Origin of the sequence: Streptomyces sp. NPDC059256 (assembly GCF_042753785.1) — a bacterium.
In the GTDB taxonomy this organism is placed as follows: domain Bacteria; phylum Actinomycetota; class Actinomycetes; order Streptomycetales; family Streptomycetaceae; genus Streptomyces.
Genome location: NZ_JBHYZO010000008.1, coordinates 160,712 through 174,861, shown reverse-complemented (window position 1 = coordinate 174,861; position 14,150 = coordinate 160,712). Strand labels below are relative to the sequence as shown.

General features: G+C 67.6%; 11 protein-coding genes. 5 read left to right on the top strand and 6 right to left on the bottom strand.

Translation table 11 applies throughout. From position 1 onward, the window contains the following. The first annotated feature begins 43 nt into the window (after positions 1 to 43). On the top strand, positions 44 to 478 hold the full coding sequence (locus ACFXJL_RS20055) for a YchJ family protein (protein WP_358879349.1): 435 nt from the start codon (positions 44 to 46) through the stop codon (positions 476 to 478). Here ACFXJL_RS20055 and ACFXJL_RS20050 read toward each other — a convergent pair. The 3 genes from ACFXJL_RS20050 to ACFXJL_RS20040 form a co-directional block, all read right to left on the bottom strand. Then, positions 468 to 2,537 carry an MDR family MFS transporter gene (locus ACFXJL_RS20050; RefSeq protein ID WP_384694211.1) on the bottom strand — a complete coding sequence of 690 codons (2,070 nt, stop codon included), beginning with the start codon at positions 2,535 to 2,537 and terminating at the stop codon, positions 468 to 470. The genes ACFXJL_RS20055 and ACFXJL_RS20050 overlap by 11 nt on opposite strands. Positions 2,538 to 2,686: 149 nt before the next feature. After that, positions 2,687 to 2,947: a hypothetical protein gene (locus tag ACFXJL_RS20045; protein WP_329024965.1), complete on the bottom strand. Its 261-nt coding sequence runs from the start codon at positions 2,945 to 2,947 to the stop codon at positions 2,687 to 2,689. 559 nt (positions 2,948 to 3,506) lie between these two features. Further along, positions 3,507 to 4,577: an ATP-dependent DNA ligase gene (locus tag ACFXJL_RS20040; RefSeq protein WP_384694208.1), complete on the bottom strand. Its 1,071-nt coding sequence runs from the start codon at positions 4,575 to 4,577 to the stop codon at positions 3,507 to 3,509. 52 nt (positions 4,578 to 4,629) lie between these two features. On the opposite strand from ACFXJL_RS20040, the gene ligD reads away from it, so the two are divergent. From ligD to ACFXJL_RS20020, 4 genes are all read left to right on the top strand, one after another. Beyond that, positions 4,630 to 5,643 carry a non-homologous end-joining DNA ligase gene (ligD, locus tag ACFXJL_RS20035; protein ID WP_358879346.1) on the top strand — a complete coding sequence of 338 codons (1,014 nt, stop codon included), beginning with the start codon at positions 4,630 to 4,632 and terminating at the stop codon, positions 5,641 to 5,643. 290 nt (positions 5,644 to 5,933) lie between these two features. Next, complete coding sequence (locus tag ACFXJL_RS20030) at positions 5,934 to 6,734, top strand: VOC family protein (protein WP_384694205.1); 801 nt, start codon at positions 5,934 to 5,936, stop codon at positions 6,732 to 6,734. A gap of 78 nt (positions 6,735 to 6,812) precedes the next feature. Then, complete coding sequence (locus ACFXJL_RS20025; RefSeq protein WP_384694202.1) at positions 6,813 to 7,073, top strand: WhiB family transcriptional regulator; 261 nt, start codon at positions 6,813 to 6,815, stop codon at positions 7,071 to 7,073. A gap of 730 nt (positions 7,074 to 7,803) precedes the next feature. Further along, positions 7,804 to 9,918 carry a M4 family metallopeptidase gene (locus ACFXJL_RS20020; RefSeq protein WP_384694199.1) on the top strand — a complete coding sequence of 705 codons (2,115 nt, stop codon included), beginning with the start codon at positions 7,804 to 7,806 and terminating at the stop codon, positions 9,916 to 9,918. A gap of 111 nt (positions 9,919 to 10,029) precedes the next feature. Here ACFXJL_RS20020 and ACFXJL_RS20015 read toward each other — a convergent pair whose 3' ends face one another. The 3 genes from ACFXJL_RS20015 to ddaH form a co-directional block, all read right to left on the bottom strand. Then, positions 10,030 to 11,604, bottom strand: coding sequence for a N,N-dimethylformamidase beta subunit family domain-containing protein (locus tag ACFXJL_RS20015; RefSeq protein WP_384694196.1), 1,575 nt, complete (start codon positions 11,602 to 11,604; stop codon positions 10,030 to 10,032). Between the two features lie 400 nt (positions 11,605 to 12,004). Beyond that, positions 12,005 to 12,979, bottom strand: a complete 975-nt coding sequence (locus tag ACFXJL_RS20010) for an acyl-ACP desaturase (protein ID WP_358879341.1) — start codon at positions 12,977 to 12,979, stop codon at positions 12,005 to 12,007. A 137-nt stretch (positions 12,980 to 13,116) separates the two neighbouring features. Next, positions 13,117 to 13,893 (bottom strand): dimethylargininase, encoded by a 777-nt coding sequence (gene ddaH, locus ACFXJL_RS20005; protein ID WP_358879340.1) that lies wholly within the window; start codon positions 13,891 to 13,893, stop codon positions 13,117 to 13,119. Positions 13,894 to 14,150 lie beyond the last annotated feature (257 nt).

Sequence of the window (14,150 nt, the reverse complement as noted above, 5' to 3'; positions counted from 1 at the left end):
GCCCTGCACCACGGTCGCCGACCCGGCGCGGGACAATGGATCCATGGCCCGACGCAACTCCCGCCACCAAGGCGACACAGCTCCCGCTCTGACCGCAGCCTCCCCCTGTCCCTGCGGGCTGCCCGCCGCGTACGGGCAGTGCTGCGGGCGCTTCCATACGGGGGAGGCCGCCGCACCCACCGCCGAACTCCTGATGCGCTCGCGCTACGCGGCCTTCGTCGCTCGGGACATGGCCTATCTCCTGCGCACCTGGCACCCCACCACCCGACCCGTGCAACTGGAACTCGACCCCGGCATGCGGTGGACGGGATTGGAGATCCTGGAGGTCATCGACGGCAGCCCGTTCCACTCCACCGGTTCGGTCACCTTCCGGGCCCGCTACCGACACCACGGCAATCGCGGTGCGCTGCACGAACGCAGCAGGTTCGAGCGCGCGGGTGGCGCCTGGACGTACGTGGACGGCACCTTCATCGAGTGAGCGCGGTCTTCTCCGTCGAGCGGGGCAGTCCCTCCGCCAGGTCCTCCACCAGCAGTCGTTTGGCGATCGCATCGACCGCAGCCCGTAGTCCCGGCCCGGCCGGGCGCCCGATGTCCCGCTCCAGCTGATCCCCCAACCACCCCTGCCACGCCCGGGTGATCACCGAGGCTTCCCGCTCCCCGTCCCCGGTGAGGCTGTAGTAGTCGCCCTGGCGGGAGACGAACCCCTGGGTGACCATCCGATCGAAGACCGGGGCCAGCACTTCGGGAGGCAATCGGTGCCGCGCCGCGATCAGAGCCGTACTCGCATGTCCCACCAGCCGGGTCATCATCTCGACCTGCATCACCACCCAGGCACCCGCGATGTCCAGTCGGCTCGCAGAGCCCTCCACCAGGGTGCGCGCGGTGTCCGGCCCCGCCCGCGACACGATGGTGGCCACCGCACCCTCCAACAGCTTGGCCGAGTCGCCCGAGGTCGGCGAGGAGAAGCTGTCCCCCAGATCGATCGATGCCTCACGCGCCGTGTCCCGCAGGGGCACCTCCTTGAGGAAGAGGGCGATCAGCACCCCCAGGACCGCAATCGGAACCGTCCAGAGGAACACCGTGTGCAGCGCGTCCGCGTACGCCTGCACGATGGGCTCCTGTTGTTGCGGCGGCAGCTGCCGTACCCCCTCGGGGCTGCGGGCGAGTCGGGCGACCGTGGCCGCGTCCACACCACCGGCGCCGATCGCCTCACGGATTCCCCGACTCAGATGCGGCACGAGCGAGTTGGTGTAGACCGTCCCGAATACCGCCGCGCCGAACGAACTCCCGAGCGTACGGAAGAAGGTGACTCCGGAGGTCGCCGTACCGAGGTCCGCGTACTCCACGGTGTTCTGCACGGCGATCGTGAGCACCTGCATCGACAGTCCGATTCCGCTGCCGAGGACGAACATGTACAGCGACTCCAGCCAGGTCGCCGTGCCCGGCTCCATCAAGGACAGGAGGTAGAGGCCGATGCCCATCACGAGGGAGCCGAAGATCGGAAAGAGTCGGTAGCGGCCGGTTCTGCTGACGACGATGCCGCTGAACACCGAGGCGATCAACAGCCCCGCCACCATGGGCAGGGTGCGCACCCCTGACATCGTCGCCGAGTCTCCGTCCACGTACTGGAGATAGGTCGGCAGGAATGTCATCGCGCCGAGCATGGCGAAGCCCACGATGAAGCTCAGTACGGAACACACGGTGAAGACGGGGTTGCGGAAGAGCCGCATCGGCAGCATCGGTTCGGCGGCCCGCTGTTCCACCAGGCAGAAGAGTCCGAGCGCCAGGATGCCGCCGACGAACAGGCCGATGATGACCGATGAGCTCCAGCCGTACTCGTTGCCGCCCCAACTGGTGGCCAGGATCAGCGCGCTGGCGCCGATGGCGACCAGGGCGATTCCGAGGTAGTCGATGATCGGGCGGCTCGCGGAACGCACGGCGGGAATTGTCCGGGCCGCGGCGATGACGACGGCGATCGCCAGGGGCACATTGATGTAGAAGGCCCAACGCCAGCTCAACTGGTCGGTGAACCAGCCGCCGAGCAGCGGCCCGATCACCGTGGCGACACCGAAGACCGCACCGATCGCACCCTGGTACTTCCCGCGCTCCCGCAGTGGCACCACATCCGCGATCAGCGCCATGGAGGTGACCATCAGCCCGCCCGCACCGATGCCCTGCATGCCGCGCCACACGATGAGGAGGGTCATGTTGCCGGCGAGACCGCAGAGGAACGAGCCGGTGATGAAGATGATCGCCGATACCTGGAAGATCAGCTTCCGGCCGAAGAGGTCACCGAACTTGCCGACCAGTACGGTGGCGACCGTCTCCGCGAGCAGATAGGACGTGACCACCCAGGACATATGGTCGCCACCGCCCAGATCCGCCACGATCGTCGGCAGGGCGGTGCCCACGATCGTCTGGTCCAACGCTGCCAGCAACATCCCGAGCATGATCGTGCCGAAGACGATGTTGCGCTGTCGTACGTCGAGTACGGGCGGTGCCACGGCGGGTGCGGGGGCACCGGTGGTCTTGGTCACCCTCGCAGCTTCACACCGCCGCAGGTCAGCCGCATGCGGTGAGGTCCGCCCGGGGCAAGGGCAACGGGCAACGGGCAAGGGGTGGCGGGTGTGGGCGGTGTGGTGCGGTTCGGTGCTGTCAGGGGTCAGGGGCCGGTGATGACCGCGGGTCAGCCGTAGGCGCGGTTGGGGCGGATCATCAACAGGGGGTGATGCGCGGCCAGGATCTTGTTGGCGCGGGCCACCACCGACAGCAGATGTTCCCGGTCGGCGCGGTCGTCGGGGCAGAGGGGACCGCGGAACCGGTGTACCTCGCGGGCGGCACTGTCCGCTTCGATCTCCGCTTCCAGCACATGGGCCGGCATGCAGGACCCGATCAAGGCGGCCACACGGTCGGGGATCGGTACGGGGATGAGGGGCGAGGGAGTCACGGTCCAGTCCTTTGTCTGCTCGGGCGCCGGTGCTCCGGCAGGGCCCGCCCTCCGCACGTCACGGACGGAAGTCCGCACCGTCGGGAGGGATGTGTCGGTGGGGCAACCGCCATTGGCCGTCCCATGGGTTTCTGTTCACACCTCGGCGGGCTGACCGGCCTTCTGGCTCCGGCTTTCCGCCCGCCGCACCGCGGACAGCAACCGGTCAGGGACGCGCAAGACTCACAGGGGATGAGACAGCGGCCACCCCGCCCGCCGCGTCTCCGTCGACGTGGTTGCGATCGACGGTGTCGTACCACGGCACCCACCGCATGGCTCACCCGGCCTCTGCCTCCGGCAGCACCGACGGCATACCTTACGCGAACGGGGACCACTCACCCGAATCCATGACGCGGAATGTGCTCGGCAATTGGCGCCAAGTCGACTGTACGTAGGTGATGTTGATCCACTCGCCCCGGGCGTCGACCGTCCCGACGGAGGGCGCAGACGACCGTCCGGCGGGAGCACCGCACCGCCGAGCGAAATCATTTGACGGAGGCTCAGACGACGAGTGGCGTGTCTAGCGGGCGGGTCCGGCCAGCACCTCGGCCAGGTCGTAGCGCACCGGCTCCTCCAACTGTGCGTAGGTGCAGTCTTCGGGAGTGCGGTCCGGGCGCCAGCGGCGGAACTGAGCCGTATGCCGGAATCGATCGCCTTCCATGTGGTCGTACGCCACCTCCACCACCCGCTCGGGCCGTAGCGCGACCCATGAGAGGTCCTTCCGCCCCGTCCATCTGCTCTGCGCCCCCGGCAGCCTCGCTCCCTCGTGGGCGCTCTCCCGTGCCCAGTCCGCCCAGGGGTGTCCATCCACCGAATCCATCAAGAGCGGGGCCAACTCCTCCATCAGTTCGGCGCGGCGCTTCATGGAGAACGCGGCGCAGACGCCGACGTGTTGGAGCGCGCCGGTGTCGTCGTAGAGGCCGAGGAGGAGCGATCCGACGATCGGACCGCTCTTGTGGAGGCGGTATCCGGCCACGACCGTGTCGGCCGTCCGCTCGTGCTTGATCTTGAACATCAGCCGGGCGTCCGGACGGTACGGCAGATCGAACGGTTTGGCGACCACACCGTCGAGCCCCGCTCCCTCGTATGTCTCGAACCACTGCTGTGCGAGGTCCTGATCGGTGGTGGCCGGGGCGAGATGGGTCCGTGGTCGTGCCCCGGCCAGCGCCGCCTCCAGTTGGGCGCGTCGCTCCACCAAGGGGGTTTCCAGGAGGGAAGCGTCACCGAGGGCCAGCAGGTCGAAGGCGATGAAGCTTGCCGGATCGCGTTCGGCGAGCATCCGTACCCGGGAATCGGCGGGGTGGATGCGCTCCGTGAGCCGGTCGAAGTCCAGCCGGCCCTGGTGGACGATCACGATCTCCCCGTCGATGACACAGCGAGGGGGGAGGACGTCGAGGAGGGTGGCCGCCAGTTCGGGGAAGTAGCGCGTGAGCGGCTTTCCCGTGCGGGAGCCGATGACCACTTCATCACCGTCCCGATGGACGATGGCCCGGAAGCCGTCCCATTTGGCCTCGTACTGCATTCCGGGCGGGATCTTCCGCACGGACTTGGCCAGCATGGGCTTGACGGGAGGCATGATCGGAAGATCCATGGATCGATTGTCCGGTATGCGAGTGATGTCGGCTCGCCCTACGCTGACCCTCATGGCTGGAGCGGTGGAATTGGAAGTCGGAGAGCGGACCGTGCGCGTCTCCAACCCGGACAAGATCTATTTTCCCGGACCCGGCTACACCAAGCTCGACATGGTCCGCTACTACCTCGCCGTTGGTGACGGCATCACCCGCGCCCTGCGTGACCGTCCCACTACCTTGGAGCGCTACCCCGACGGAGTGAACGGGGAATCGTTCTTCCAAAAGCGTGCCCCCAAGTACCTCCCGACCTGGATCCCCACCGCGCACATCACCTTCCCGAGCGGAAGGTCGGCCGACGAGATGTGCCCCACGGAGCCCGCGGCCATCCTCTGGGCGGCCAATCTGGGCGCGGTCACCTTCCATCCGTGGCCCGTGCGCCGTACGGACACTGACCATCCCGACGAACTGCGCATCGATCTCGATCCCCAGCCCGGAACCGACTACGCGGATGCCGTACGGGCGGCGCATGAGCTGCGGGCGGTTCTGGAGGAGGTGGGTCTACGCGGATGGCCCAAGACATCCGGAGGTCGCGGCCTTCATGTCTTTGTACCGATCGAACCCCGTTGGACCTTCACCCAGGTCAGACGGGCGGCGATCGCCTGCGGGCGTCAGTTGGAGGGCCGGATGCCCGACCGCGTGACGATCAAATGGTGGAAGGAGGAGCGTGGCGAGCGCATCTTCGTCGACTACAACCAGACCGCCCGTGACCGAACGATCGCCTCTGCCTACTCCGTGCGTCCGCGACCCCATGCACCGGTCTCCGCGCCACTGCGCTGGGAGGAGATCGACGACGCGGTCCCCCAGGACTTCGACATCATGACCATGCCCACCCGCTATGCCGAGCTCGGTGACGTCCACGCGGACATGGACGACCAGCGCTTCAGTCTGGAACCGCTGCTTGAGGTGGCCCGCCGTGATGAGGCGGACCACGGACTCGGTGACCTTCCGTATCCGCCGGAATACCCGAAGATGCCCGGTGAACCGAAACGGGTGCAACCCAGTAGGGCACGCGACACATCCGACTGAGGGCCCCCGCCCCGCAGCCCCCTTGCCGCCCTGCCCTTGGCCTGCCCCTGCCTGCCTTGCCCCTGCCCCTGCGTCCGGGCCGGAGGCCGCGGTTGCCGGAGTCAAGATGGTGGCCCCGACCCCGGTGGGGCAGTGCCAGGAACGCCGTCAGCCCGGCTGGAGCCGGGTGGTCCCGTCCCCGTCGAAGCGAGGTCCACCGTGGCTACGGATGCGGGACCTGGCCATGCGGAGCAGACTCGAAGAGGGGACCGCGGGGGATGTCCGCACGATCGTTCAAGAGGAGCACACCCATGCTCACCACCGGTTTCGTCACAGGCTCCCCGGACTGGCTCGACCTCGGAACCCCGGACATCGAAACGGCGAAGACCTTCTACGGGAGGCTCTTCGGCTGGACCTTCGCCTCGGCCGGACCCGAGGCGGGCGGCTACGGAATGTTCCAGCTGGGCGGCAAGACGGCGGCCGGCGGGATGATGGTCCCCCCGGAACAGGGGCCACCCGCCTGGAACATCTACTTCCAGTCCCCGGACGCCGACGCCACCGCCGAAGCCGTCCGGCAGGGCGGCGGCACGGTGGCGGCCGAACCGATGGACGTGTTCGACCTGGGGCGCATGGCCGTCTTCGCGGACCCCGGTGGCGTCCCCTTCTCGATCTGGCAGCCGGGGAAGAACAAGGGCCTGGACCTCGTCGACAGCGTGGGCAGTCTGTGCTGGCTGGAGCTGTACGCGAAGGACCAGGACGCATCCCTCGCCTTCTACCAGGGCGTGTTCGGATGGGGTACGTCGACCATGCCCTTTCCCGACGGCTCCGCCTCGTATGTGATGCCCTATCCGGCAGGCACCGATCCGGACGCGATGTTCGCCGGCATCGTCCCGTTGGCCACCGACCCCACGGAGGTGGACGGTGCGTACTGGCTGCCCTACTTCCAGGTCGAGAACTGCGACGCAACCGTTGGGCAGGCCGACCAGTCGGGCGGTACCGTTCGCATGGCCCCGGTGGACATGGAAGGCGTCGGCCGCTTCGCCAAGCTCAGTGATCCCTTCGGGGCGAAGTTCGCCGTGATGCAGCCGGAACAGTCCGCATCGTCGGCCTAGGCCAGAAGTGTCTTCCCGCTGACCTCCGTTGATCGCTCGTTGATCGGTTGTTTATCGCACTGGGGAAGCGTGGCCCCCATGCCGACGCCGATCAACACCCTCACCGACGACGCCCTCTCGTGGCAGGAGAGCGCACTGTGCGCACAGACGGGCCCCGACTTCTTCTTTCCCGCCCCCGGTTCATCGACCCGGGAAGCCAAACAACTGTGCCGAGCATGCTCGGGACGAGTGGAGTGTCTGGAGTACGCACTCACCCACGATGAGAAGTTCGGTGTGTGGGGCGGGCTGTCGGAGAAGGAACGGCACCGGCTGAAGCAGCGCCGGAGCAGTCAGGGCTAGATCGTCCCTTCGAGCCGTACGACGCTGCCCACGGGGGAACGGGGGCAGCCGGGGTGGGTGGTGCCGAGCGCACCGCCCACCCCACTGGCAGTTCCGGGGCGGGTCGCCGGGCGGGTCCTCAAGCCCCCAGCTCGCTGACCCTTGCGCCGGATACGGGTACCTCCGCGCAGTGGTTGCCGTGTCGCCCGCGAGGCCGTGGCACCCATCGAGCTCGTCTCCAAGGTGCCGCCACGGGGGAATCCGAATCACGCCCATGCAGAGTGCCCGCAGGCATCCGTCGCTCACTCCCGCCACGTGCTGTTGGCCAAGTCGTCAGTATGTACGGGGCCATGCCCATGGGTGCCTGACCTGCCCGTCCCTGGCCGGGCTCCGTCCAACCGGATCAGGGCGGCGTGGAACTCCCCAACGCGCGGATCGTTCGCGGTTTCGGTAGCCGATCTTGGCCCGCCGATGAGTTCGGGCCAACTCGCCAAGCACTCCTGTCCTATCTGAACCTCTGGTGTCACGCTTCACATGGCTATCAGGCGCCCTACCTCACTCACAGCTGAGGTCCCGTACTGCTTGTTCACGGGGGTATCCACCCCTCCCGCCATCCCATGCGCCTCGTCATCTGCACTGCCCTGTACCGCCCTGTACGCCTTGCACTGCCCTGCACTGCCGTCCGGCACGGCCTGCCGGACGGGCCACCCGTACCGGCCTCAACGCACGGCCGCCCGCAGAAGGAGTCCACTTGAGACGGTTATCCCTCAAGGTCTCGACCGCGATCCTCGCCTCCGCCGCGCTCTTCGCCGTGGCCCTGCCGTCCGGCGCCGCGGGCGCCGCGCCCACAGCGCCTACTCCACCGGCCGCACCGGCCCGGGCCGGCGCCCTGCCCGCGAAACTCAGCCCCGCGCAGCGAGCGGCCCTGCTCGCAGACGCGACCGCCAGGCGCGCCAGGACCGCTGCCACACTCGGCCTCGGCGGCAAGGAGCGTCTGGTGCCGCGCAGCGTGCTCACGGACACGGACGGCACCGTGCACACCCGGTACGAGCGGACCTACGGCGGGCTGCCCGTCCTCGGTGGCGATCTGATCGTCCACACCACCGCGACCGGCGCCATGAAGAGCGTGACCAAGGCCACCGCGGCACGGATCTCCGTACCCAGCACCACCCCCACCAGCAGCGCCGCCTCCGCCAAGGCCCACTCCCTGACCCGGGCGAAGAAGGACGGCAACACCAGCATCAAACTCGCGCAGGCCCCGCGAGTGGTGGTCTGGGCCGCCTCCAACCGCCCGATCCTCGCTTGGGAATCCGTGGTCAACGGCGTCCGGCCCGATGGCACCCCCAGCGAACTACACATCGTCACCGATGCCACCACCGGCGCCGAGATCCACCGCCGCGACGCCGTGCAGAGCAGCAGCGGCCCCGGCGACGGCCAGGACGTCGATACCACGACCGGCGCCAAACTCCCGCGCCATGACGCCCTGCGCAGGGACAGCGGCATCGGCCACAGCCGACACAGCGGCGAGGTCAACCTCGGGGTCTACAAGTTCGGCTCCAACTACAACTTGACCGACAGCGGTCGCGGGGGCCACCGGACCTATGACCTCGGCAACGCATACGGGGACGGCATGGGCAAACTCGTCTCCGACACCGACAACATCTGGGGCGGCGGCACCTCCGCTAACAGACAGACCGATGCCGTGGACGCCGCGTATGGAGCCCAGGTCACCTGGGACTACTTCGTGGATGAGCACAACCGTTATGGCATCCGCAACGACGGGGACGGCGGTTCATCCCGTGTCCACTACAGCGTCAACGACCGCTTCAACTCCTTCTGGCGGGACGCCTGCTTCTGTGTGACCTACGGCGATGGCGGAACGAATCCGGACACCGGCATCGAGGCCACGGCGCACGAGATGGTACGCGGCCTCAGCGCCAACACCGCCAACTTCTCCTACTACGGCGAAGCCGGCCAACTGGCTGAGGCGAACAGCGACATCTTCGCCGCCGCAGTGGAGTTCAGCGCCGACAACGCCCACGACGTGGGTGACTACCTGATCCGGGAGAAGACCTACACGGGCAGGGAACGCGACTTCACGCGCCCCATGGACCGACCCTCCAAGGCCGGTGCCTACACGGACTACTGGCACCCCCGTATCGCTTCGAGCGGGAACAAGCGGTACGGCGCGAGCCCGGCCGACCACTGGTTCTATCTGGCCTCCGAGGGCAGCGGCGCCAAGACCATCAACGGTGTCAACTACAACAGCCGCACCCATGACGGTCTGCCCGTCACCCGCATCGGACGGAACGCGGCGGCGAAGATCTGGTACCGGGCACTCACCGTCTATATGACCTCCACCACGGACTACGCCGGAGCCCGCGCCGCCACCCTCTCCGCAGCCGGGGACCTCTACGGCGCCACCTCGGCCACCTACAGGAATGTGATGCACGCCTGGGGTGCGGTCAATGTCGGCACCCGCCCCGGCGGCGCCCCGAGGCCCCCCGGTCCGGTCTTCGAGAACACCACCAGCGTCCCGATCCCGGGCCACCTTCCGGACGGCACCCCTGGAGCGAAGGTCTCCTCGCCGATCACCGTCACCGGAGTCGCCGGCAACGCCCCCACCATTCTGCTGGTCGACTTCTCCATCCTCAACGACTCCATCCCCGTGTTGGAGTTGGTGGCACCGGACGGCACCGCCTACCCCCTCGCCAACGGCAACTGGAGCGAAGGCAGCGGCTACACCGCCACCCTCGCCGTGGACGCCTCCGCGGAGACCGCGAACGGCACCTGGAATCTGCGAGCACAGTCCGGTGACGACTGGGCGGGTTCCGCCTCCATCCACAGTTGGAAACTGTCCTTCTGACGTCCCACTCAGCAACCTTCCGGGGCTGTCCGCGAACGGCGAACGGCGGACGGCCCCGGACCGCGTGGCCCGCGGAGTTCGCCCTGCGATCACCGATCACCGGTATGGCAGCTAGGGCTGTTCGCGCACCATCCGGGCGACGAGATTCCCGGTGGCCTTCTGTATCTTCTCGTTCAGATGCTCGGGAGCGGTCAGGGCCAACGGCCAGTGGAACGTGCCTGCGACGAACACCAGGGCGCCGTTGCGGTACTCGGTGATGGCCGTGTGCTGAACCGCGGGCACGGTCACGGGGCGCGGATCGTGGTACGGGGACTCGGCGAGCAGGGTCAAACGGGACCCGACCGGGGTGGGGGCCGTGGGGTCGAGACGGTCCGCCTCCACGCCCACCAAGCCGGGCAACTCGTCCCCGTCGCGCACGCCGCTCCCGGCCCACAGCCAGTGGCCGCTCTCCTTCACCACCAGGGGTACCGGCTTCGCCACGATCCCGTTGAACTGGATGCCCAGCAGGCCCTGTTCAGCTCGTCGCTGGCCTGGTTCGACCTCGCGCCAACGCGAGGTACGGCCCGCCCGATCGGGTGCCGGGTCCGCCTTCGACTTGTAGCAGGCCATCGTTCGTGCGGTCGGTCTGGTTCCTGCGGTTCCTGCGGTTCGTTCGGTCCGTCGGCTCGGCGCAGGTTTCAATCGGACATGGAAATAGACGTTGTGGGAAGTGAGGAATGCGAGATGGGTTCCGGCGGCCACTGATTTCCGGGCCGAATCCAACATGTCGGCCGACCAGTACGCATCGTGCCCGGGGAAGAAGACTGCACGGTACCGGGTGGTGTCCACGGTTCCATCATGGAGATCCAGGCTGCTGGCATACGTCACATCGAGTCCGGAGCGCTCCGCCCAGTCGATGAAACTGGTGTCAAGGTGAAACCAACTGGGAATCCCCGCCCCGGAATAGGGGCGGTCGAAAGAAACCTCGTACGCCCGGCCATCGGCGCCCCCGATCGTTCCGTCCGCCCGATAACCCCGGTAGAGGCTCTTTCCGTTACGGCGGTCCTTGGGCCACATGTTGCTCGCCTGATAGGTGGTGAAGGGCAGCACCACCAGAAGGTCGGATGCCCGCTCCGCCTCCTTGACGACAAACGGAGTGGCGGCCCGAAACCCGTCATCTGCGGTGAACACGGCCTGATAGAGACCGGACATCCAGCCGAACGGGATGCGCAGGCTCCAAGAAGCGGGCCATTCGCAGGCGATGCTTCCCGTATCGGGATCCGCTTCGGGCGTTCTGTGGTCTCTGACCTGGAGGACCGGGCTGGTCAGCCGCAACCGGGCGCCCTTGCCGCCGTAATGGCCCAGCCGAAAGATCGATATCCGAAAGGTCCGGCTGCTGCGTGCCGACACATGGAAGTCGATGACATCGCCCTGGCCTATCGAAGTGGCCGACGCATATCCCTGGATCTGGCGTACGCGGTCACTGGAGGTGAGCGGGGCTCGGGGATCGCTGAGCCATCGATCAGAACCGGAGTGCCCGTTCTCCTCCCGAACGGACCGTGAGGGAAGAGAGATCTGGGGTTCGAAAGGGCGGTCGTTCAAAGAATCTTGGGCAAAACGCTGCGGCGCACCGGGCGTCAGATCCTGGCGATAGCCGAAAGCGACCGCGGTCGTACTGACGCCCAGGAGACCCAAGAGCTTCAACATTGCACGACGTCTTGGAGCCACTGTCATACCCACCTCCAGAAGGCTTCTGTGAGGTAGGTGCGCCGGCGACTGCTCCGCGTTGCAGCGGCGGGGATATCACCGGGGTGAAGGGCGCGCTCACTCCGTACGGGGAAGCGCGGTCACAGCGGTCCGCTCGATGCCCGGCCAGGGAATGGGGCCGGAGCGCTATGGGGAATTCGATCGATCTCCGTGTGCACCCCGTCAGCGATCAGCAATCAGCAATCAGCGATCGTCGGCAGTCGGCAGACGGCAGACGGCAGACGGCAGGCGCGGGCGCCGGGGCGCTCGGCACGATGTGCCCATCGGCTTCCGGCGCCCCTGCGGAGATGCTTCGGTCCTGAGGCCGCCGCACGGGCGGCCCCGTTCGTGGACCGCAGACTCAGCCGGCCGCCCGTGCGGCCATCCGTGCCTTGCGGGCGGCGAGCTTCTCGTCGAACTTGCTGGCCTCGGCGTCGAGCCCGCCCATGTAGAGCCCGAGTTCGTCCTGTGCTTGCTGTCCGCTCGGGCCGAGGCCCTGGATCTCCATGACCTTCAGGAAGCGCAGCACCGGCGCGAGCACATCGTCGTGGTGGATGCGCATGTTGTAGATCTCGCCGATCGCCATCTGCGCGGCGGCCCGCTCGAAGCCGGGCATGCCATGTCCGGGCATCCGGAAGTTGACCACGACATCGCGGACCGCCTCCATGGTCAGGTCCGGGGCGAGCTCGAAGGCCGCGCCCAGCAGATTGCGGTAGAAGATCATGTGGAGGTTCTCGTCCGTCGCGATGCGCGCGAGCATCCGATCGCAGATGGGGTCGCCCGACTGGTGGCCCGTGTTGCGGTGGGAGACCCGGGTGGCCAGCTCCTGGAAGGCCACGTACGCGACCGAGTGCAGCATCGAGTGCCGGTTGTCGGACTCGAAGCCCTCCGCCATGTGCGACATCCGGAACTCTTCCAGCTTGTCCGGGTCCACGGCACGGGAGGTGAGCAGATAGTCGCGCATCACGATGCCGTGGCGGCCCTCTTCCGCAGTCCAACGGTGTACCCAGGTGCCCCAGGCACCGTCGCGACCGAAGAGGGAGGCGATCTCGTGGTGGTAGCTGGGGAGGTTGTCCTCGGTCAGCAGGTTCACCACGAGGGCGATACGGCCTATGTCGGTGACCTTCGACTGCCCGGGCTCCCAGGCTTCGCCGTCCTCGAAGAGGCCCGGAAAGTTTCGGCCGTCGCTGAACGGGACGTACTCGTGGGGCATCCAGTCCTTGGCGACTTTGAGATGGCGGTTCAGTTCTTTCTCCACGACCTCCTCCAGCGCATACAGCAGTCGGGCGTCAGTCCACGCTTCCGAACTGCCGAGGTGGGGAGAAGTGATCGTCACAGATGCTCCTGGGGACGGGAGAGTTACCTACGGATTCGTAGGTTACGAGACCGTAGGTTAAGGGCGCGATAAGCGCGCGTCCAAGCCCGCCCCCCGCCGCGTCGACTACGCAAGGTGATATACGCTGGTCAGTCGCGCTAGTTTGCCAGATCGCGCAGCCGCACAGAGAGGCATGTCACGCAGCCTTCGAGCTTCTCGAACTCGCTGATATCGACCGGAACCGGCTGGTAGCCAAGATCCGCGAGCAACTCCGCGGTCTTGGGTGCGCTCGCCGACATCAGCAGCCGGCCGCCGCCCAACAGGACGACCTGGGCGCCTGCCTCCTCCGGCACCGGTAGATGGCGGGGGAAGACGGACGGGGCGTCGATGAGCGGTGCATACCCGATCACTGTGTCGTCCGGTAGTGCAGTTACGGCCGATTTCAGATGGAGCACCCGGCTCACCGGTACGGGGACGACGCGCGCGCCGAGCGGTTCGAAGACCGCGCGTAACTGCTGGACCCCCGCCGCATTGGTCCGCCCGCTGCGTCCCACGTAGAGCGTGTCGCCGATCTTGAGCACATCGCCGCCGTCGAGGGTGCCCGGCTCCCAGATCCAGTTCACCGAGCAGCCGAGCCGGGCCAGGGTCTGCTCGATGGTGGCCGTCTCCGCCCGGCGTGACTCGGCACCCGGACGGGTGATCAGAGCAACGTTGCGGAACATCACCACCGTGTCCTCGACGAAGACACCGTCCGGGAGTTCGTCGATCGCTTCCGTCTCGACGGTCTCCCAGCCGTTCTCACGCAGTGCCTCGGCGTACATCTCCCACTGGAGGAGGGCGAGGTCGGCGTCGACGGAACTCCGTTCGACGTGGGTGACCAGTCCTTCCGCGAGGCGCGGGCTCGGTCGGCGGATCAGGGCTTTCCTGCTGGGCACGGGTGCGACTCCTGGGAACGGCGGGGCTTGGTCGCGGCCCATCATGGCCCGCCCCGCAGAAGCCGGTAACCCCCGTCCGGATCGCCCCCGGGGGCGTCCGCGTGAAGGTCGTGCGACGGTCACCCCGAACCGCGGTCGGCCTGTGTGATGCCGCTCCGACGCCGTCAGACGGAACGATTCGCCCTTCGTTCGGGTCGGGCCGGACGATTCGGATGGGGTTCGCGGCGGCGACGGCCCGCCGTGCGCCAGGCCGCCCG